Consider the following 20178-nt stretch of genomic DNA (forward strand, 5'->3'; position numbering starts at 1 on the left):
CTGACCTGCGGAAAAGAACACGAACGCGCCCCATCGGGGCGCGTTTCGCATTCAGATGGCCCGGCGCTACTAACGCGACAGCCGCTTCACATTCGCCTTGGTCCGCCGCCGATAGGGCCGGAGCGCGGCGGCCATGACCTTATCCGCGCGCTCGCCGCGACCGGCGGCTGCGAGGGCCGCGAACATCGCCTCATTTGCGGCATCGGCCTTTTCTGTGACCATGCGTGACGGCTCGGCTTTGTCTTGCGGCAACAGCCCCATCATTCCCGCGGTGCGCATCGCGATCACTATCTGCGATTCCCACGCCATCCGCGCCATTTGCTGCCACAGCATGATCGGAATGCCGGGTGCGAACGGGTTCAGCCTGTTTCTTGCCATTCCCTACTCCGTTGATCTGCCCCCCACGAGAAAATCTGGACCTCGTCCCGAGGAATTCCAAGTCAATCCTTGGTGTGACGCCCGAGACCTATTTTCATGCCAATCCGCCCGGTATAGAGGGGTGCCATGACAAATTCCCTGACGCTTCGCCGCCCCGACGACTGGCACCTGCATCTGCGCGATGGCGAGATGCTGGCTGCAGTTGCAGCATTTTCCGGCCATTTCGGCCGTGCGATCATCATGCCGAACCTCGTGCCGCCGGTGGTGACCGGAGCGCAGGCAGCAAGCTATCGCGACCGCATCCTGGCCGCTTTGCCGCCGGAAGTGACGCTGCGTCCCTTGATGACGCTTTACCTGACCGAGGCCACCGACCCCGCCGATCTGGTCGCCGCGCATCGCGATGGAATCATCACGGCGGTGAAGCTCTATCCAGCCGGGGCCACGACAAACTCGGCCTCGGGTGTCACGAATTTCGACAAGGTTCGCCCGGTTCTCGAGGCGATGGCCGAGGCCGGCATCCCGCTTTGCACTCATGGCGAGGTCACCGATCCGGCCGTCGATATCTTCGACCGCGAGGCCGTCTTCATCGACAAGGTGCTTGACCCGATCCGCCGCGCGACCCCCGGTCTGCGCGTGGTGATGGAGCATATCACCACTTCGGACGGCGTCGATTATGTCAGCGGCCAAAGCGATATGGGCGCGACAATCACCACCCATCATCTGGTGATCAACCGCAACCATATCCTCGTCGGCGGCATCCGCCCGCATTATTATTGCTTGCCGGTCGCCAAGCGCGAAAGCCACCGCCTTGCGCTGCGCAAAGCTGCGACCTCGGGCGATCCGCGCTTCTTCCTTGGCACCGACTCGGCGCCGCATCCGGACCGTGCCAAGGAATCGGCCTGCGGCTGTGCCGGCTGCTTCACCGCCCCGAACACCATGTCGATCCTCGCCCATGTCTTCGAAGAGGACGGCGCGCTCGACAAGCTGGAAGGCTTCACCTCGCTCAACGGCCCGGCCTTCTACGGCCTGCCCGCGAACGAGGACATGATCCGCCTCGTCAAGCGCGAGACCCCGGCCACCTATCCGACCCATATCCCCGCCGGGGACGAGACCGTCACCGTCTTCGACCCCGGCTTCCCGCTCTACTGGCATGTCGAGGACCACGCATGACCCTGCCCTTCCCCCCGCGTGAGGAAATCGCGCGCCTGACCGCCCGGATGCTGCTTGAGATCAAGGCCGTGCATTTCAACGCGGCCGAGCCCTATACCTATGCGTCCGGCCTGAAGGGCCCGACCTATATCGACTGCCGCAAGCTGATCAGCTTCCCGCGCATCCGCTCGACGCTGATGGATTTCCTGTCGGCGACCGTGCTGCGCGACGCGGGCTTCGACGCCTTCGACAATATCGCCGGCGGCGAGACGGCGGGCATCCCCTTCGCGGCATTGGTCGCGGAACGGCTCGAACTGCCGATGACCTATGTGCGCAAGAAGCCCAAGGGTTACGGCCGCAATGCCCGCATCGAGGGCGCGATGAGCGAGGGCGAGCGCGTCCTGCTGGTCGAGGACCTGACCACCGATGGCGGCTCGAAGCTGAGCTTCGTCGACGCGATCCGGGAAACCGGCGCGACCTGCGCCCATACCGCGGTGATCTTCTATTACGGGATCTTCCCGGAAACGACCCAGCGCCTTGCCGATCACGGCGTGCAGTTGCATTACCTTTGCACCTGGTGGGACGTTCTGGCCGAGGCCAAGGCGCAGGGCTTCTATGACGAGGCCACGTTGAACGAGGTCGAGAGCTTCCTGACCGATCCCCGCGCTTGGCAGGCTGCCCACCCATAAGCTTAGTGACGCTGCGGAAATCATCGGCCGTCCATGCGATCCGCATGGGCGGCATTCTTGTCCCCAGCTTATCCACAGGATATCCAGATGGACCCCGGTCCATCTAAGGTGGATAACCACCACAACCCGAGTCGAACATCCGGAGCCCACAAGGGATGAGCGAGCTACGCGCCGTCGAAATCAGAAACCCCAGCGAAATCGCCGAGGCCGCCGCCGCGCAGGCGGTGCCCTTCTCGATCGAGGCGGAACAGCAGCTTCTGGGCGCGCTCCTGACCAATAACGAGGTCTTTGACCACGTCTCGCGCATTATCCAGCCGCGGCATTTCTACGACCCGGTGCATCGCCGGATCTATGAAATCAGCATCGAGCGCATCGCCAAAAATGCGCTGGCAAGCCCGGTGACGATCAAGGCCTTCATGGAAAATGATGCGGGCCTCAAGGAATTGGGCGGCCCCGCCTATCTGGCGCGACTTGCGGCGGCGGCGATCTCTTCCCATGCCGCGCGCGACTACGCCCAGATGATCCGCGAATTCGCCATGCGCCGCGACCTGATCGCGCTAGGGCAGGACATCGCGTCGCGGGCGTCCACGGTCTCGGTCTCGGATTCCGCCGAAGAGCAGATCAAGGAAGCCGAGCAGACGCTTTATAAACTTGGCGAGCAAGGCACCGCCGAGCGCGGCTTCCAAAGCTTCCTTTCCGCCGTCAGCGGCGCGCTGAATGCCGCCAATGCCGCCTTCAGCCGTGGTGGCGGGCTGTCGGGCGTCTCCTGCGGGCTGGTCGATCTCGACGCCAAGATGGGCGGGCTGAACCGCTCGGACCTGATCATCCTGGCCGGTCGCCCCTCGATGGGGAAGACCTCACTTGCCACCAACATCGCCTTCAACGTCGCCAAGGTGCATCGCATGGGCGAACAGTCGGACGGCTCTCATGGCACCGTCGCGGGCGGCGTCGTGGGCTTCTTCAGCCTCGAGATGTCCGCTGAACAGCTTGCCGCGCGGATCCTGTCGGAAGCCGCCGAGGTGCCCTCGGAATCGATCCGCCGCGGCGACATGACCGAGGACGAGTTCCGCCGCTTCGTCAAGGCGGCGCATGACCTGCAGAACTGCCCGCTTTACATCGACGACACGCCCGCGCTGCCGATCAACCAGCTGGCCGCCCGGGCCCGCAAGCTCAAGCGCACGATGGGGCTCGACCTGCTGATCGTGGACTATCTTCAGCTTCTGCGCGCCGCGACCGCGAAGGACAGCCGCGTCAACGAGGTCTCCGAGATCACCCAAGGTCTCAAGGCCATCGCCAAGGAATTGGACATCCCAGTGATCGCCCTGTCGCAGCTCTCGCGTCAGGTCGAAAACCGCGAGGACAAGCGCCCGCAGCTTTCGGACCTGCGCGAATCCGGCTCGATCGAGCAGGACGCCGATATCGTGATGTTCGTCTTCCGCGAGGAATATTACCGCGAGCGCGAAAAGCCTGCGGACCACGAGTTGGACAAGATGGCGGCTTGGCAACAGGTCATGGAGGCCTGCCACGGCAAGGCCGAGGTCATCATCGGCAAGCAGCGTCACGGACCCATCGGCACGGTGGAACTCAGCTTCGAGGGCCGCTTCACCCGCTTCGGCAATCTTGAAAAGCATCGCAGCTGGGACCGGGTGGAATGAACCTGCCCGTCCCGGTCGTGACCATCGGCCTGCTGCTGGCGTCGAATATCTTCATGACCTTTGCCTGGTATGGGCATCTGAAGTTCAAGGCCGCACCGCTTTTCATCGTGGTGCTGGTGAGTTGGGGCATCGCCTTCTTTGAATATCTGCTGCAGGTTCCTGCGAACCGGATCGGCCACGGCCATTTCAATGCGGCCCAACTGAAGACCATTCAGGAGGTCATCAGCCTTTCGATTTTCGTGGTCTTCTCATGGGCCTATCTGGGCGAGAAGATCACCTGGAACGTGATCGCGGGCTTTGCCCTGATCTGCCTTGGGGCCTTCCTGATTTTCACGAATTTCGCCGGTTCTTCGCATTCCGAAGAAATACCTCTGGCGTCAGAGCCAGTTGTCATTCCCGTGAAGACAGGCGAATGAAACGGCATGATGCCGAAACCTGAAACGGCCGCCCGGCGGCCCAGCCTGCTAACGCTGGTGTCGATCACCGGTACCGGCGCGCTTGCGATGAATATCTTCCTGCCCTCGCTGCCGGGAATGGCGCGGGATTTCGGCGTCGATTACGCCGTGATGCAGCTTTCCGTCTCGGGCTTTCTGGCCGTCTCGGCACTGCTGCAACTGCTCTGCGGGCCAATCAGCGACCGCTTCGGCCGCAGGCCGGTGATTCTCGGGGCATTCACGATCTTTCTGATCGCGACGGCCGGCACGCTTCTTGCCCCCACCGCGGGCTGGTTCCTGTTCTTCCGCATGTTGCAGGCCGTGATCACCACCGGCTTCGTCCTGAGCCGCGCGGTCGTGCGCGACATGGTCCCGGCGGAAAGCGCCGCCAGCATGATCGGCTATGTCACCATGGGCATGTCGCTGGTGCCGATGATCGCGCCGACGATCGGGGGCGTGCTGGATGAAAGCTTTGGCTGGAGGGCCAGCTTCATCACCATGGGCGTGCTGGCCGCTGGCGTCTTGGCGCTGTGCTGGGTGAACCTCTCCGAGACGGCGCAAGGCGGCGGCGTGCCGCTGCGCCAGCAGATCGCGACATATCCCGCACTTGCCCGCTCGCATCGCTTCTGGGGCTATTCCCTGGCCGCGACACTCAGCGCCGGGGCATTTTACGCCTATCTGGGGGGCGCGCCCTTCGTGGGGCAAAGCGTGCTGCATCTAAGCCCGGCCGAGGTCGGCTATTGGTTCGCCGCCCCCTCGATCGGCTATATGCTGGGCAACTTCATCTCGGCGCGGTTTTCGGCCCGGATCGGCATGAACCGCATGATTCTCGTCGGTTCGATCATCTGCACCCTGCCTCTGGCGGTGGCGCTGCTGATCGACCTGCTGGGGGGCCAGAGCCCTCTGGTCTTTTTCGGCTCGGTCGCCTTCATGGGACTGGGCAACGGCATGCTGCTGCCCAATGCCAATGCCGGGATGATGAGCGTGCGTCCGGAACTGGCGGGCACGGCAAGCGGTCTTGGCGGCGCGATGGCCGTGGCAGGCGGCGCGGGGCTGGCCGCGCTGGCCGCGGCATTTCTGCATGACGATGCAGGGGCCTTGCCCCTGCTGATCATCATGGTGGCGGTCTCGGCTGGCTCGATCCTGTCCACGCTCTGGGTCATCGCCCGTGCTAGACAGGTGGCGGGCCGCTGATCCGCCCCTTGGCGGCGGGATTTGCAAATTCTAGGCTGTGATTTGCAAATCCCGGAGGAAGCATGGCCAGCCAAAAGATCTATGCGGGCGTCTCGCTGCGCGAGACACGCGACCGCGCCGGTTTGAGCCAACGCGCCTTTGCCGACCGGCTCGGCGTCTCGCTGCCCTATCTGTCGCAGATGGAGAACAACCACCGGCCGGTTTCGGCCGGGGTGCTGCTGAAACTCGCCTCCGAATTTTCCGTCAATCTGGGCGCGATGACGGGCCGCGACGCCGAACGGCTGGTGATCGACATGGCCGAAACCCTTGCCGATCCGCTTTTCAACGGCATCCCGCCGCGCGCTGACCTGCGCCTTGCCGCGACCAATGCCCCCAGTCTGGCCCGCGCCTTCCTGGATCTCTATCGCGCCTATCGCGAGGGGCAGGAAAGGCTTGCCGCGCTGGACGAGGCGATCGGGGCTGGCGGGCATAATGCCAGCCCTTCTTCCTGGGAAGAGGTGCGTGACTTCTTTCATTATTGCGACAATTACATCGACGCCGTGGATCGCGCGGCCGAGCATTTCGATCGCACCCATCCCCAACCGACCCCGCTTGAGCGGGCAATTGCGGCGCTGGGGGAACTGGGTTTCGAGATCCGGATGGCGGAACTGGGCGGCCATGCCGTCTATCTGCGCGAGGGCCGGCAGATCACGCTGAATGCCAGGGCCGAGCCGGCGACGCAGGCGTTCCAACTGCTGCATATGCTGGCGCTGGAAAGCCGCGGCGACTTGCTGGAAGCGACGCTGGAATTGGCGCGGTTCAGAAGTGCTACTTCCCATGACATCGCGCGGCTGGGGCTTGCGAATTACTTCGCCGGGGCCGCTATGATGCCCTATGGCCGTTTTCTCGCGGCCGCACGCGCCGAGCGGCATGATCTCGAGCGGCTGGCCCATCTGTTCCATGCCTCGCTTGAACAGGTTGCGCATCGGCTTTCGACGCTTCAACGCAGCGGAAACCGGGGTCTTCCCTTCTTTTTCGTCCGGGTCGATCAGGCCGGAACCATTACCAAGCGGCATTCGGCGACGCGGCTGCAATTCGCGCGTTTCGGCGGAGCCTGCCCGCTTTGGAACGTGCATCAGGCCTTCGAGACACCCGGCCGTTTCCTGCGCCAGCTCGCCGAAACCCCGGATGGCAAGCGCTATCTGCTGCTCGCGCGCGATGTGACGAAATCCGCCGGCGCATTCGGCGCGCCGGTGCGCCGCTTTGCCATCGGGCTGGGATGCGAGATCAGCCATGCCCGCGATCTGGTCTATTCAGACGGGTTGGATCTGGGCAATCTCCGACTGTTCGAACCGATCGGCGTGTCCTGCCGGATCTGTCCGCGACCGGATTGCCACCAGCGATCCGTCCCGCCGGTCGATCGTGAGATCCGCATTCCCAATGACCGCATCGGCCCTCTGCCCTATGAATTTTCCTGATCGCGGGTGCCGCAACGCGAAAGGCATGTGTCAGTTCCATGCGAATCGGTGGCGAAGGGGTGATTCTGCCTTCATGCTGGGCACACGGGAACCCACGATCCGCCGCATTGCGGGGACCATTATCGCCTGAAGGCCGAGTGCCATTTTCCTTTTATATTCGGATGACTGCAGTGGAAATCTTATAATCGCGCGGAAACTGCGCACACACGACTCCGGCGATTCTTGACTGATCCAAGGCGCATGAATCGGCGTCAATCCGCCCATATTCGATGCAGTTAATCCCGTTCTGTTGCGCTTTAAGCACAGCTCGGATTTATGAATGGCAGTCGCGACCACCTCTGCTCGGTCGGATCGCGAGCCAACCAGAATGGATCAGGGACATTGCGCATTACTCAAGGTCTGAATTCGGTGCTTGGGCGCTGGCTGCCAGAGCAGCGCCTCTTTCTGAAATCGGACAATTCGACCCGTTTTGCCCGGCTGAGCCCGCTGACGCAGTTTGCCGCTCTTGGGGGCGTGGCGGCTGTCTTTGGCTGGGGTCTGATCGCGACCTCGATCCTTGCGATGGATGCAGTCGGGGCCCAGGGCCAGCGACTTCAGGCCCGCGAGGCGAGCGACGCCTTCGAGGAACGGCTCGCCGATCTCTCCACCGAACGGGACAGCCGCGCCGCCGAGGCGATGGCGGCGCAAGAGCGTTTCAATACCGCGCTTGATCAGGTGTCGCGGATGCAGTCGCAACTGCTTGAGTCCGAGGCGCGCCGGCACGAGCTGGAAACCGGCCTCGGCGCGGTGCAGGCCAATCTGCAAACCGCGATCAAAGAGCGTGACCTTGCACAGGGCAAGGAAACCGGCAAAAACAAGCTCACCGCCGCGCAATCCACCGAATTGCAGACCGCGCTTGATATCGTGTCCGACGAGCTGAAGAGCACGACCGCCGACCGTGACACCGCACGCGTCAAGGCCGACGAGGCCGAGCGCCAGGTCGCCGCCATGACCATCGAGCGCGACCAGATCGTCAGCCGCAATGACGAGATCCTGACCCAGCTTGAAGATGCCGTGACCATCTCGGTCAAGCCGCTGGACGAGATGTTCCGCAATGTGGGCATGAATCCCGACGACGTCCTCAAGACGATCCGCCGCGGCTATGCCGGCGAGGGCGGCCCGCTGAACCCGGTCAGCTATTCATCGAGCGGTGATGCCGAGATCAGCCAGGGCGAGGCCAAGGCCAAAGAGATCATGATCACGCTGGACAAGATGAACAGCTATCGGATCGCGGTGGAAAAGATGCCGCTGGCCATGCCGGTGAAGTCCGCCTTCCGCTATACCTCGCCCTTTGGCCGCCGCTGGGGCCGGGCGCATGAGGGGATCGACATGGCCGCCCCGGTCGGCACGCCGATCTATGCCACGGGCGAAGGCGTCGTGATCCATGCCGGACGTGCGGGCGCTTATGGCAATCTCATCAAGATCCAGCATGAAATGGGTGTCGAAACCCGCTACGGGCACCTCTCCAAGATTAAGGTCAAGGTCGGGCAAAAAGTGTCGCGTGGAAGCCTGATCGGTGCTATGGGCAATACCGGCAGGTCGACCGGTCCGCATCTTCACTACGAAGTTCGCATGAACGGCCGTGCCATGAACCCCATGACCTTCATCAAGGCAGCCCAAAATGTTTTCTAAGACGCGTGTGACCGAACCCGGCCCCAGGACCCAGACCCCGTCCGAGCCTGCTCCCGTCGCCCCTTCGCGCAATGTTGAAACCAGTCTGGACGTTCCCCCCTCGCCCGCGGCCGCGACGCCTCGGACCCGCACGGCGCCGTCGATCCTGTCTTCGGACCTGACCGTTACCGGCAATATCAAGACCCAGGGCGATATCCAGGTCGAGGGCACTGTCGAGGGCGATATCCGCGCCCATCAGCTGATCGTCGGCGAAAGCGCCACCATCCGCGGCGAGATCGTCGCCGAAGAGGTGGTCGTGAATGGCCGTGTCATCGGCCGCGTCCGTGGCCTGAAAGTCCGTCTGACCGCCAGCGCGCGAGTCGAGGGCGACATCATTCACAAGACCATCGCTATCGAGGCCGGCGCGCATTTCGAAGGCTCGGTGCAGCGTCAGGAGGATCCGCTGGCCAATGGCGTGACCCCCAAGCTAGCCGCGCCGCAGCGCAAGAGCGAAGAAGCCGCCGAATAATCCCGCGGGCCGTGCCCGTCGCAGGGCGGCACCGCCGCCCTCATGTTCACGCCCGCGCTTCGTCCTCGCCCGGCCCCGGATCGGGCAAGGGGTCCGGCAAGGGTGGCCGTTCGGGGATCGGAAGGGGTTTCTCCGGCATCCTGTCCTCCTGCGATGATGGCGCCCATAGCAGGCGCCGCGCGGGGCGCAATTGCAAGGCTCAGCCGGGCCGTCGCGCGATCAGCGCCTCTTCCACGGCGGGCGGCACGAATTTCGAGACATCGCCCCCCAGGCGCGAAATCTCTTTGACGAGTTTCGAGGCAATCGCCTGACGTCTTGCATCGGCCATCAGAAAGACCGTCTCGATGCTGGCATCCAGCGCCCGGTTCATCCCGACCATCTGGAACTCATATTCGAAATCCGCGACGGCGCGCAGCCCGCGCACGATGACCGAGGCCCCCACATCGCGGGCGCAATCGATCAAGAGGTTCTCGAACGGATGCACGACAATCTCGCCGCCGATGCGCGCAGTGATCTGGGAACATTCGCGCTGCACCATCTCGACCCGTTCGTCCAGAGTGAACATCGGCCCCTTGTCGCGATTGATCGCGACGCCGATCACCAACCGATCGACAAGGGCCAGAGCGCGCTGGATGATGTCCAGATGCCCCAGCGTGATCGGATCGAAAGTCCCCGGATATAGCCCGATACGCATGGACCAGCCCCCTCTTCAACGAAACGGCCAACCGAAACAGGTTTTGGCGCGAAATTGCAAGGGGTTCCGGCGGATCCGGGTCAGTTCCCCATGATCATGCCGGTCAGGGCATCGCGTTCGGCCCGCAATTCCTTGAGCCGGGCCGAAACCGCATCCCCGATCGAGACGAGGCCGATCATATGGCCCGAGGCGTCGATCACCGGCATGTGGCGAAAGCGCCCCTCGGTCATGCGTTCGAGCACGTCGCGGGCATCGTCGCCGGTCACGCAGGTCATCAGGTTGCGGGTCATCAGATCGGCGACGTTATGCGCCAGCACCTCCGCGCCGCGCTTGCCGAGTTCGCGCACGATATCGCGCTCCGATATGATGCCGAGTGGCAGCGTGCCATCCTCCGAGACGATGATCGCACCGATGCGCTTTTCCGACAGCATCTTCGCGGCATCGGCCACGCTGGCGGTCGGGGCGATGGTATAGACCGCACCTGTTGGCTTCATCGACAGGATCTGCTTCACGAGCATGATGGCTCCTCCTTGGCGACTGCGTAGCTTCAGCCTTGTCCCAAGGCTGCGCGTCGTCAAGTGCGCTCTTGGGTTGAGCCCTTTTCGTGAAGAAGCCCTTGCAAACGTGCCACCTCGGTACGAATCCCCAGCGCCAGCGCATCGGCCAGCCGGTTCATCCGCTGCGAGCGGCGATCATCGGGATGGCGGATCAGCCAGAAGCTGCGGGTCAGCGAAATCTCGTGGCTCAGCACGCGCCGCACGCCGGGGCAAAAGGGAATCGCGAAGTCGTGGACGATGCCCAGACCAGCCCCCGCCCGGATCGCCTGCATCTGCACCGAGACGGAATTCGAGGTCAGCTGCGCCCATTCCGCCCCGGTCTCGGTCAGGTAGTCGAGTTCGCGGTCGAAGATCATGTCCGGGATATAGCCGATCATGCGATGCCCGCGCAGATCCTCGCGCGCCCGGATCGGCGGATGGCGGGTCAGATAATCCTCATGCGCGGCGAGATGCAGCTGGTAATCGGTCAGGCGCTGGGTGATGAGCCGCCCGGTCTGGGGCTGGGACACCGCGATCGCCATGTCCGCCTCGCGCCGCGACAGGTTGAAGACGCGGGGCAGCGCGACGATCTGCACCTCGAGGCCCGGATGATCCGCGCAGAGCCGGGCGCAGATCTGTGGCAGCAGGTAATTCGCGCAACCATCCGGCGCGCCGATGCGGATCTGCCCGGTCAGGTCACCGGGGCCACTCAGCGCCTCACGCGCCCCGCTGAGCGCCGCTTCGGCGCTCTCGGCATGGGGCAGCAGACGCTCGCCCTCGGGGGCCAGCGCATAGCCCTGCGGCGTCTTGACGAAGAGCTTCGCCCCGAGCGTGCTTTCCAGCCGCGCCACCCGCCGCCCCACCGTCGAGGCGTCGATCCCGAGGCGTCGGCTGGCCCCCGACAGGCTGTCCTCGCGCGCGACCGCAAGGAAGATGCGCAGATCGTCCCAATCCATGGCTGCCTTTGCAAAAACGCAAAACCCTTTTGCCAGACTTCCGCTTTATCCGGCAATGCTGCAACCCTATGATGGCGCCCAACCAGAATTTCCTGCGGGAGGATAGGATATGGAAGAACTCTGCCACTGGATCGACGGCAAAGAGGTCAAGGGCACGTCGGGCCGTTTCGCCGATGTGATGAATCCCGCCACCGGCGAGGTTCAGGGCCGCCTGCCGCTGGCCTCGCCGGCCGAGCTGGATGCCGCCATCGCCAGCGCCGCGCGCGCGCAGCTGGTCTGGGGCGCCACCAACCCGCAGCGCCGCGCCCGGGTGATGATGAAGTTCGGCCAGCTCATCAATGACAACATGGACAAGCTTGCCGAGATCGTCTCGCGCGAACATGGCAAGACCCTGCCCGATGCGCGCGGCGACGTGCAGCGCGGCCTCGAGGTGATCGAGGTCTGCATGGGCGTTCCCGCCCAGCTCAAGGGCGAGTTCACCGACAGCGCCGGTCCGGGCATCGACCTTTATTCCATGCGCCAGCCGCTGGGCGTCGTCGCCGGCATCACCCCCTTCAACTTCCCGGCGATGATCCCGCTCTGGAAGATGGGCCCGGCGCTGGCCTCGGGCAATGCGATGATCCTGAAGCCCTCCGAGCGCACGCCCTCGACCGCGATCGCGCTGGCGAAGCTCGCGCAGGAGGCCGGGCTGCCCGACGGCGTGCTGCAGGTCGTCAACGGCGACAAGGAGGCCGTCGACGCCATCCTCGACCATCCGACCATCCAGGCCGTGGGCTTCGTCGGCTCGACCCCGATCGCGCAATACATCTATGGCCGCGCCGCGACCAACGGCAAGCGCGCGCAATGTTTCGGCGGTGCCAAGAACCACATGCTGATCATGCCCGATGCCGATCTCGACAAGGCCGCCGACGCGCTGATCGGTGCGGGTTACGGCGCTGCGGGCGAGCGCTGCATGGCGATCTCGGTCGCGGTTCCGGTCGGCCAGAAGACCGCCGACGCGCTGATCGAGCGTCTGGTGCCGCGCATCGAGAAGCTCAAGGTCGGCCCCTATACCGCCGGCGACGATGTCGATTTCGGCCCGGTCATCACCAAGGCCTCGCAGGACCGCATCAACGCCCTGATCGCTTCGGGCGTGGAACAAGGTGCTGATCTGGTCGTCGACGGGCGCGGGCTGAAAATCCAGGGCTATGAGAATGGCTTCTTCTGCGGCCCGTCGCTGTTCGATAATGTCACCCGCGACATGGACATCTACAAGGAAGAGATCTTCGGCCCGGTCCTGACCACCGTCCGCGCAGAGACCTATGAGGAGGCCCTGAACCTCGTCATCGACAATGACTATGGCAATGGCACGGCGATCTTCACCGCCGATGGCGACACCGCCCGCGACTTCGCGAGCCGGGTCAATGTCGGCATGGTCGGCATCAACTTCCCGATCCCGGTACCGCTGAGCTACTACACCTTCGGCGGCTGGAAGAAATCGGCATTTGGCGACCTGAACCAGTACGGCCCGGACGCTTTCCGCTTCTACACCAAGACCAAGACGGTTACCGCGCGCTGGTTCTCGGGGATCAAGGAAGGCGCGAGCCTGAACTTCAAGGCGCTGGACTGATACGGACAAGGCGGGGGCATTTGCCCTCGCCTTTCCTTTTGCGCGGTTGCAAAACTGGCGCAACATTTTCCGGCTTTAACCGGGCAGCCAATAACGAAAACCATGAGGGAGAGAGCATGGATTTCGCGCTGAGCGAAGAACAGCAGGCCATTTTCGACATGGCCCGCGATTTCGGGGCCGAGCATATCGCCCCTCACGCACAAGCCTGGGAGGCCGAGGGGACAATTCCCCGCACGCTATGGGAGAAGGTCGCCGAACTCGGCCTTGGCGGGCTTTATGTCAGCGAGGAACATGGCGGAGCGGGCCTCTCGCGGCTCGACGGCACGCTGGTTTTCGAGGCGCTGTCGATGTCCTGCCCCTCGGTCGCGTCCTTCCTGTCGATCCATAACATGTGCGGCGGCATGATCGACAAATTCGGCTCGGACGAGGCCAAGGCGCGCTGGCTGCCCGATCTTTGCGGCATGAAAAAGGTCTTCTCCTATTGCCTGACCGAGCCGGGTTCCGGCTCGGACGCCGCCGCCCTACGGACCCGCGCCGAGCGCAGTGATCAGGGCTGGCGGCTCAACGGCACCAAGGCCTTCATCTCGGGCGGCAGCTATTCGGATGCCTATCTCTGCATAGTGCGCACCGGGCAGGACGGGCCGAAGGGAATCTCTTCGGTCGTGGTCGAGGCCGGCACGCCGGGCCTGAGCTTCGGCGCGCTCGAGCGCAAGATGGGCTGGAAATCCCAGCCGACCTCGCAGGTGCAATTCGACGATTGCGTCATCCCCTCGGGCAACCTTCTGGGCGAGGAAGGCCGCGGCTTCGCCTATGCCATGGCGGGGCTCGATGGCGGGCGGCTGAATATCTCGGCGAGCGCCCTTGGCGGCGCGCAGGCGGCGCTCGACGCGACGCTGCGCTACATGGGCGAGCGCCGGGCCTTCGGGCAGAGCCTCGACCAGTTCCAGGCGCTGCAATTCCGTTTGGCCGAGATGGAGACCGCGCTGCAATCCGCGCGCATCTTCCTGCGGCATGCGGCGTGGAAGCTGGATCAGGGCGCGGCGGACGCCTCCAAGTTCTGCGCCATGGCCAAGCTTCACGTCACCGACCGCGCCTTCGACGTCGCCAACCAATGCCTGCAGCTGCATGGCGGCTATGGCTATCTCGCCGATTACGGGATCGAGAAGCTCGTGCGCGACCTGCGCGTCCACCAGATCCTTGAGGGGACCAATGAAATCATGCGCCTGATCGTCAGCCGGGCCCTGCTCGCGGAGCGCGCCTGATGGGCGATATCCTGATCCGCAAGGACCGCCGCGCCGGGCGCATCACCTTCACCCGGCCGCAGGCGCTGAATGCGCTGAGCCATGACATGGCACTGGCCATCGACGCGGCTTTGGTTGCGTGGCAGGACGATCCCGAAGTCGCGCTGGTCCTGATCGATGCCGAGGGCGAGCGTGCCTTCTGCGCCGGGGGCGATATCGCCGCCGTCTATCGCGCAGGGCTTGCGGGCGACCATCAGGTCGGGCGCGATTTCTTCCGCGACGAATATCGCATGAATGCGCGGATCGCCGAATATCCGAAGCCTGTCGTCGCCTTCATGCAGGGCTTCGTCATGGGCGGCGGTGTCGGCGTGGGGGGACACGCCAGTCACCGCATCGTCTGCGAAACCACCCAGATCGCCATGCCCGAGGCCGGGATCGGCCTGATCCCCGATGTCGGGGGCAGTTGGCTGCTTGGCCATGCGCCGGGGCGGATCGGCGAATATCTGGGCCTGACCTCGGCGCGCATGGGGCCGGGCGACGCCATCCATGCGGGCTTTGCCGACGGTTTCATTCCCCGCGCGGATTGGCCCGCCCTGATCGACGCGCTTGCCGCGACCGGCGATGTCGCGTGCATCAGGCCCGCGCCCCGTCCCGAAGCCAGGCTGGAGGACGCGGATCTCTCGGCCTTCGGCGGGCGCAATATCGCCGAGATCATCGCCGCGCTGGAGGCCGTAGGAGCCGAGGACATGCTCGCCCCCCTGCGCCGGAACTCGCCCCTTTCCATGGCGGCGACCTTGGCCCTGGTGCGCGCGGCCCGGGGCGACGCCTCGCTGCGCGACAGTCTCGCGCGGGAATATCGCTTCACTTTCCGGGCCACTGCCGCCAGCGATTTTCTGGAGGGCGTGCGCGCCCAGATCATCGACAAGGACCGCAGCCCGAAATGGCAGGCCGATGCCAGCGAGGCGCAGGTGCGCGCCCTGCTCGGCCCCTTGGCCAAGGCCGAACAGATCTGGGAGGATCACGCATGAAGATCGGTTTCATCGGGCTCGGGAACATGGGCGCGCCCATGGCCGCGAACCTTGTCCGCGCCGGGCATGAGGTCACCGGCTTCGACCCGGCGGGCGCGCTGCCCGAGGGCGTCGCCGCGGCCGCGAGCGCCGCCGAGGCGGCGCGCGGTGCCGATGTCGTCCTGACCATGCTGCCGAATGGCGCGATCCTGCGCCAGGTCGCCGCCGAGGTCATCCCCGCCATGGCCAAGGGCGCGGTGCTGTGCGACTGCTCGACGGTCGATGTCGAAAGCGCCCGGGCCGTGGCGCAGACGGCTTGGGAGGCCGGCCTCGGCGCGCTCGACGCCCCGGTCTCGGGCGGGATCGGCGGGGCTGCGGCGGGGACGCTGACCTTCATGGTGGGCGGCGCGGCGCAGGCCTTCGGGAAGGTGGGGCCGCTCTTCGAGGTGATGGGCCAGAAGGCGGTCCATTGCGGCGATTCGGGCGCCGGACAGGCCGCGAAGATCTGCAACAACATGATCCTCGGCGCGACGATGATCGCCACCTGCGAGGCCTTCGTGCTGGCCGACCGGCTCGGCCTCGACCGGCAGAAGATGTTCGACGTGGTCTCGACCTCGTCGGGCTATAGCTGGTCGATGAACGCCTATTGCCCGGTTCCCGGAATCGGCCCCGTCTCGCCCGCCGATCATGATTACAAGCCGGGTTTCGCCGCCGAACTCATGCTCAAGGACCTGAGGCTGAGCCAGCAGGCCGCCGAAGCGGCGAATGCCCCGACCCCGATGGGCGAGCTGGCGACGAGGCTCTATGCGGATTTCGTCGAAGAGCAGGACGGGAAAGGCCGAGATTTCTCGGCTATCCTGCCCCATCTCGCCGGAAAAGATCGCAAGGTCTGACAGGGGTTTGGCCCGAGGCTCGCGGCAAATCCGCGAACGGAGGGATCCAGAGACCCAGATTGGTCGTTTCATCTGCACAGCATAGCCAGAGGTCGCGTTAACCCTTTGGCAAGCTTTCTCTGCTAGGCCTGAAATGACCATGACACCGCATGTCCGCCTGACCTGTCTTGCCACCCTGCTTGCCCTTGCTCTGGGCACATTGATGCTGGGCCAGAACCTGACGGCCGAGACCAGCGGTGCGCGCAGCAAGATGACTGCAGAGGCGACCGACGCCCCTCAGCCGGGTGTCGGAGAAAGGATCGAGGCTGCGCATCTGCATCGGATCAGCCGTCCCGGACTTTATGGCATCAGCCAGCCGCCTTCGGGCAGCGATTACGGCGTGATCGACGGCAAGCTCGTTCGCTTCGATCCCGAATCGCTGGAATTGCAATCCGTCATTCGCGATGTCGACCGGATCCTCGACTGATCAGCCGGCCAGCAACACGCGCGCGGCCTCGATGGCGGCCGGGGTGATTTCTTCGCCAGAGAGCATCCGTGCGATCTCGGTCAGGCGCTGGTCGGGATCGAGCGCCGCGACGCGGGACGAGGTCATGCCGTTTTCCACCGATTTCGCGACACGGAAGTGATTTCCGCCAAGCGCCGCGACCTGCGGGCTATGCGTGACCACCAGAACCTGTGCCCCTTCGGAAAGTCGGGCGAGACGCCTGCCCACGGCATCCGCCGTGGCCCCGCCGACGCCACGGTCGATCTCGTCAAAGATCAGGACCAGCGCGTCATTCCCGCGCGCGAGACAGACCTTGAGCGCGAGCAGAAAGCGCGACAATTCCCCGCCAGAGGCGATTCGGTCAAGCGGGCCCGAGGGTGCGCCGGGATTGGTCGCCACGGTGAAGGCCACATTGTCCCTTCCCTCGGGGCCGGGTTCGGCTTCGGAAAGCCGCGTCTCGAATACCGCCCGCTCCATCTTCAGCGGCGCAAGCTCGGCCGCCATCGCGGCATCGAGCCGCTTGGCGGCCGTGGCGCGGGCCTCGGTCAGCGCGGCGGCCTCGGCGCGATAGGCAGCCTCGGCCCGAGCCATGCCCTCGGTGAGCCGCGCCAGATCTCCCTCGCCGGCGTCGATCTGGCCTAGTCGGGCGCGCAGACCATCCGCCAGACCGGCAAGCTCATCGGCCAGAACATCGTGCTTGCGGGCCAAAGCGCGCAGCGCGAAAAGCCGCTCTTCGGTCTGCTCCAGATCGCGCGGGTCGAAATCCATCGTCTCGAGTGCGGATTCCACGCCCGATACCGCCTCGCCGAGTTCGATCAAAGCGCGTTGCAAGGCGGCGGCAGGCGCTTCGAGCAGCCCCTCGGCGCGTTCCGCCGCGGCATCCAGCCAACGCCCCGCATCGAGCATCGCCCCCTCTGCCCCGTCCGGGCCCAAGGCCTGCAAGGCACGCGCCACATCGCCGCGGATCCGCTCGGCCCCCTGCATCGCGCGGCGGCGAATGTCGAGCTCGGCCTCTTCGCCGGGCTGGGGCGCGAGCTTGTCCAGTTCGGCCACGGCATGGCGCAGGAATTCCTCTTCGCCCTTTGCCGCGGCCAATTCGGCATGGGCGAGATCGAGCGCCCCCCGCGCCTTGCGCCACACCGCCCAGGCCTCGCGGATCTTCGCAAGGTCGAGCCCCGCGAAAGCGTCGAGCAGCAGGCGATGGCCGCGCGGATTGAGCAAGCCGCGATCATCATGCTGGCCATGCAGTTCGACCAGAGTTTCCGACAGGCCCCGCAGCACCTCGCCCGACACGCGCCGGTCATTGATGAAGCCGGTCTTGCGCCCGTCCTGCGCATTGACGCGGCGCAGAATCAGCTCATCCGCTGCGGGAATTCCGGCCTCGAGCAGCAACGCGCGGGCGGGATGTCCGGACGGCAGGTCAAAGACTGCCGTAACCTCGCCCTGGCTCGCGCCAGCGCGCACCAGTTCGGCCCGTCCGCGCCAGCCCAGGACGAAGCCCAGGCAATCCAGCAGAATGGATTTCCCGGCCCCGGTCTCGCCCGTCAACACGTTCAGCCCCGGCTGGAAATCCAGTTCCAGCCGGTCGATCAGCAACATGTCACGGATATCGAGATGCCGCAGCATCAGCGGTTTACAGCCACTTGCCCTGGATGACCTGGCGATAGACGCTGGTCAGCCAGCTGTTCCCCGCAGCCTCGGGCGCAAGCCCCGCCCCGCGCAGTTGCGCATAGGCATCCAGATAGAAGGGCGAAGAGCGGAAATTATGCCCCAGGATCGCACCTGCGGTCTGCGCCTCGTTGTTCAGGCCGAGCGCAAGATAGGCCTCGACCAGCCGCATCAGCGCCTCGGGCGTATGGGTGGTGGTCTGGTATTCCTCGACCACGACGCGGAACCGGTTGATCGCCGCCGAGTAATGCCCCCGCTTGAGGTAGTAGCGCCCGATCTCCATCTCTTTTGCCGCCAAGTGATCGAAGGCGAGATCGAATTTCAGGATCGACGAGCGGGCATATTCGCTGTCGGGATATTGTTCGATCACCTCGCGCAGCGATTGCAGCGCCTGGAAGGTCAGGCCCTGGTCGCGGCCGACCTCGTCGATCTGGTCGTAATAGCTGAGCGCGAGCAGATATTTCGCATAGGCCGCGTCCTCATCTCCCGGATAGGTGTCGATGAAGCGCTGCGCGGCGCCCCGCGCCTCTTCGTAGTCGCGGGCGCGGTGATAGGAATAGGCCTGCATGATCAAAGCCCGCTTGGCCCATTCAGAATAGGGGTAGAGACGCTCGACCTCGGCGAAATATTCCACCGCATCCTCGGGTTTGCGGCTGTTCTCAAGCTCGTATTCGCCGCGCTTGTAGATTTCTTCGGCGGTGAAGGATTCAAGATTCTCCGGCTTTTCGCTTGTCGTGGCGTCGCCGCACCCCGACAGCAGGCTGACCGACATGACCACCGCGACTACGAAACCCGCCGACCTGATGCCCGTCATTATCTACCTGCCCGTCAAAATCTCTTTACGCCCGGCAGTCGTCGCGCCGCCAAGCTTGGCCGTCCTAGCACAGAAAATCGACCTGCGCAAAACGACAAAACACGTCCAAGGCCAAGAGATGGAACACAGAACCGCTAGCGGCCCGGCGCATCAGGCCACGGCGCGCTCAATGCCCGAAGCGGCGAGATGCCGCGCACCCGCGACCACGCCCGCGCCGGGCAGGCGGCCGTAAAGGTCGTCGCCAACCTCGACCCATTCCCAGGCATCCGGGGCGGCGAAAAGCGCCCGCAGCAGTTTGTTCGTCATGGCATGGCCCGCGCGATGGCCGGTATAGCGGCCCAGAATCGGCGCGCCGGCCAAAGCGAGGTCGCCCATCGCATCCAGCATCTTGTGGCGCACCGCCTCGTCGGAATGGCGCAGGCCACCCGGCGAAAGCACCTTGTCGCCGTCGATCACGACGGCGTTCAGATAGGTGCCGCCAAGCGCCAGCCCGTTCTGTTGCATCTGCACCACATCGGCCTGACGGCAGAAGGTCCGGCTGTCCATCAGTTCCAGCACGAAACTGCCATTGGCCATGTCGAGGCGTTTTTCCTGATGGCCGATCGCCGCATCGGTGAAATCGATGTCGAAATGGATTTCCAGATGATCGGCGGGCGACAGGCGGGCAAGGGCCTGGCCGTGCTGAACCTCGACCGGCCGCAGGATGCGAATGGCGCGCAAAGCCGCCTCGGGCTGCTCACGCAGGCCAGCCGTGACGATACCGCGCACGAAAGGTTCGGACGAGCCGTCGAGAATCGGGATTTCGGGACCATTGACCTCGATCACGGCATTGGTGATGCCGGTGCCCGCCAGCGCCGCCATGACATGCTCGACGGTCGAGACGGTCGCGCCCGCGCCATTGTCCAGAAGCGTGCAAAGCTGCGAAGGGGTCACCAGATCCCAGCGTGCCGGAATCCGCGCGCCGTTCAGATCGGTGCGGACAAAGACGATGCCGTGATCCGCCGGGGCCGGAAGGATCGCGAGACGCACGGCCGCACCCGAATGCAGCCCGACTCCGCGGAACTGGATTTTGTGAGCGATGGTGGTCTGCATGGTCTTTGCCTGTCTTTGACATCTTCTTGGCACGGGTCGATCCCGTACC

19 protein-coding genes and 1 pseudogene are annotated in these 20178 nt (G+C 64.7%); 13 read left to right on the top strand and 7 right to left on the bottom strand.

Translation table 11 applies throughout. From position 1 onward, the window contains the following. Positions 1 to 69: 69 nt before the first annotated feature. Positions 70 to 378 (bottom strand): antibiotic ABC transporter, encoded by a 309-nt coding sequence (locus ESZ60_RS13165; protein ID WP_134681193.1) that lies wholly within the window; start codon positions 376 to 378, stop codon positions 70 to 72. A 126-nt stretch (positions 379 to 504) separates the two neighbouring features. Here ESZ60_RS13165 and pyrC point away from each other — a divergent pair, with 126 nt between their 5' ends. The 8 genes and pseudogenes from pyrC to ESZ60_RS13205 all read left to right on the top strand — a co-directional run bounded on the left by pyrC (position 505) and on the right by ESZ60_RS13205 (position 9135). Next, positions 505 to 1548 carry a dihydroorotase gene (gene pyrC, locus ESZ60_RS13170; protein ID WP_134681194.1) on the top strand — a complete coding sequence of 348 codons (1044 nt, stop codon included), beginning with the start codon at positions 505 to 507 and terminating at the stop codon, positions 1546 to 1548. Continuing rightward, on the top strand, positions 1545 to 2216 hold the full coding sequence (locus ESZ60_RS13175; RefSeq protein ID WP_134681195.1) for an orotate phosphoribosyltransferase: 672 nt from the start codon (positions 1545 to 1547) through the stop codon (positions 2214 to 2216). The genes pyrC and ESZ60_RS13175 overlap by 4 nt, the downstream gene beginning before the upstream one ends. A 155-nt stretch (positions 2217 to 2371) precedes the next feature. Further along, a complete protein-coding gene (locus tag ESZ60_RS13180) occupies positions 2372 to 3871 on the top strand; it encodes a replicative DNA helicase (RefSeq protein ID WP_134681196.1) in 1500 nt (499 codons plus the stop codon). After that, positions 3868 to 4215 (top strand): annotated as a pseudogene (locus ESZ60_RS13185) (DMT family protein); the annotation flags it as partial. The gene ESZ60_RS13180 and the pseudogene ESZ60_RS13185, both read left to right, overlap by 4 nt. A gap of 78 nt (positions 4216 to 4293) precedes the next feature. Beyond that, on the top strand, positions 4294 to 5499 hold the full coding sequence (locus tag ESZ60_RS13190; protein ID WP_134681198.1) for a multidrug effflux MFS transporter: 1206 nt from the start codon (positions 4294 to 4296) through the stop codon (positions 5497 to 5499). Between the two features lie 62 nt (positions 5500 to 5561). Then, positions 5562 to 6956 (top strand): helix-turn-helix domain-containing protein, encoded by a 1395-nt coding sequence (locus ESZ60_RS13195; RefSeq protein ID WP_134681199.1) that lies wholly within the window; start codon positions 5562 to 5564, stop codon positions 6954 to 6956. A 381-nt stretch (positions 6957 to 7337) separates the two neighbouring features. After that, positions 7338 to 8627, top strand: a complete 1290-nt coding sequence (locus ESZ60_RS13200) for a M23 family metallopeptidase (protein ID WP_134681200.1) — start codon at positions 7338 to 7340, stop codon at positions 8625 to 8627. After that, entirely contained in the window at positions 8617 to 9135 is a 519-nt protein-coding gene (locus tag ESZ60_RS13205) for a bactofilin family protein (RefSeq protein WP_134681201.1), read from the top strand. Before ESZ60_RS13200 ends, ESZ60_RS13205 begins: the two co-directional genes overlap by 11 nt. A gap of 199 nt (positions 9136 to 9334) precedes the next feature. On the opposite strand, the gene coaD is transcribed toward ESZ60_RS13205, so the two are convergent. The 3 genes from coaD to ESZ60_RS13220 all read right to left on the bottom strand — a co-directional run bounded on the left by coaD (position 9335) and on the right by ESZ60_RS13220 (position 11321). Next, positions 9335 to 9829, bottom strand: a complete 495-nt coding sequence (gene coaD, locus ESZ60_RS13210) for a pantetheine-phosphate adenylyltransferase (RefSeq protein WP_134681202.1) — start codon at positions 9827 to 9829, stop codon at positions 9335 to 9337. An 80-nt stretch (positions 9830 to 9909) separates the two neighbouring features. Next, positions 9910 to 10347 (bottom strand): CBS domain-containing protein, encoded by a 438-nt coding sequence (locus tag ESZ60_RS13215; protein ID WP_134681203.1) that lies wholly within the window; start codon positions 10345 to 10347, stop codon positions 9910 to 9912. A gap of 56 nt (positions 10348 to 10403) precedes the next feature. Next, positions 10404 to 11321, bottom strand: coding sequence for a LysR family transcriptional regulator (locus ESZ60_RS13220; protein WP_134681204.1), 918 nt, complete (start codon positions 11319 to 11321; stop codon positions 10404 to 10406). Between the two features lie 109 nt (positions 11322 to 11430). On the opposite strand from ESZ60_RS13220, the gene ESZ60_RS13225 reads away from it, so the two are divergent. The 5 genes from ESZ60_RS13225 (at position 11431) to ESZ60_RS13245 (ending at position 16537) form a co-directional block, all read left to right on the top strand. Further along, positions 11431 to 12930, top strand: coding sequence for a CoA-acylating methylmalonate-semialdehyde dehydrogenase (locus ESZ60_RS13225; protein ID WP_134681205.1), 1500 nt, complete (start codon positions 11431 to 11433; stop codon positions 12928 to 12930). A gap of 116 nt (positions 12931 to 13046) precedes the next feature. Next, positions 13047 to 14192 carry an acyl-CoA dehydrogenase family protein gene (locus ESZ60_RS13230; protein ID WP_134681206.1) on the top strand — a complete coding sequence of 382 codons (1146 nt, stop codon included), beginning with the start codon at positions 13047 to 13049 and terminating at the stop codon, positions 14190 to 14192. Beyond that, a complete protein-coding gene (locus ESZ60_RS13235; protein ID WP_134681207.1) occupies positions 14192 to 15199 on the top strand; it encodes an enoyl-CoA hydratase/isomerase family protein in 1008 nt (335 codons plus the stop codon). Before ESZ60_RS13230 ends, ESZ60_RS13235 begins: the two co-directional genes overlap by 1 nt. Further along, positions 15196 to 16071, top strand: coding sequence for a 3-hydroxyisobutyrate dehydrogenase (gene mmsB, locus ESZ60_RS13240; protein ID WP_134681208.1), 876 nt, complete (start codon positions 15196 to 15198; stop codon positions 16069 to 16071). The genes ESZ60_RS13235 and mmsB overlap by 4 nt, the downstream gene beginning before the upstream one ends. Before the next feature lie 139 nt (positions 16072 to 16210). Beyond that, positions 16211 to 16537, top strand: a complete 327-nt coding sequence (locus tag ESZ60_RS13245) for a hypothetical protein (RefSeq protein ID WP_134681209.1) — start codon at positions 16211 to 16213, stop codon at positions 16535 to 16537. Here the strand turns inward: ESZ60_RS13245 and recN are convergent, their stop codons facing one another. From recN to lpxC, 3 genes are all read right to left on the bottom strand, one after another. After that, complete coding sequence (gene recN, locus ESZ60_RS13250; RefSeq protein ID WP_134681210.1) at positions 16538 to 18181, bottom strand: DNA repair protein RecN; 1644 nt, start codon at positions 18179 to 18181, stop codon at positions 16538 to 16540. A 7-nt stretch (positions 18182 to 18188) separates the two neighbouring features. Then, entirely contained in the window at positions 18189 to 19037 is an 849-nt protein-coding gene (locus tag ESZ60_RS13255) for an outer membrane protein assembly factor BamD (protein ID WP_134681211.1), read from the bottom strand. A 150-nt stretch (positions 19038 to 19187) separates the two neighbouring features. Beyond that, on the bottom strand, positions 19188 to 20129 hold the full coding sequence (gene lpxC / locus ESZ60_RS13260) for a UDP-3-O-acyl-N-acetylglucosamine deacetylase (RefSeq protein ID WP_134681212.1): 942 nt from the start codon (positions 20127 to 20129) through the stop codon (positions 19188 to 19190). Positions 20130 to 20178: the final 49 nt, after the last annotated feature.

The sequence above is a fragment of the Paracoccus ravus genome, from assembly GCF_004522175.1.
GTDB classification, from domain to species: Bacteria; Pseudomonadota; Alphaproteobacteria; order Rhodobacterales; family Rhodobacteraceae; genus Paracoccus; species Paracoccus ravus.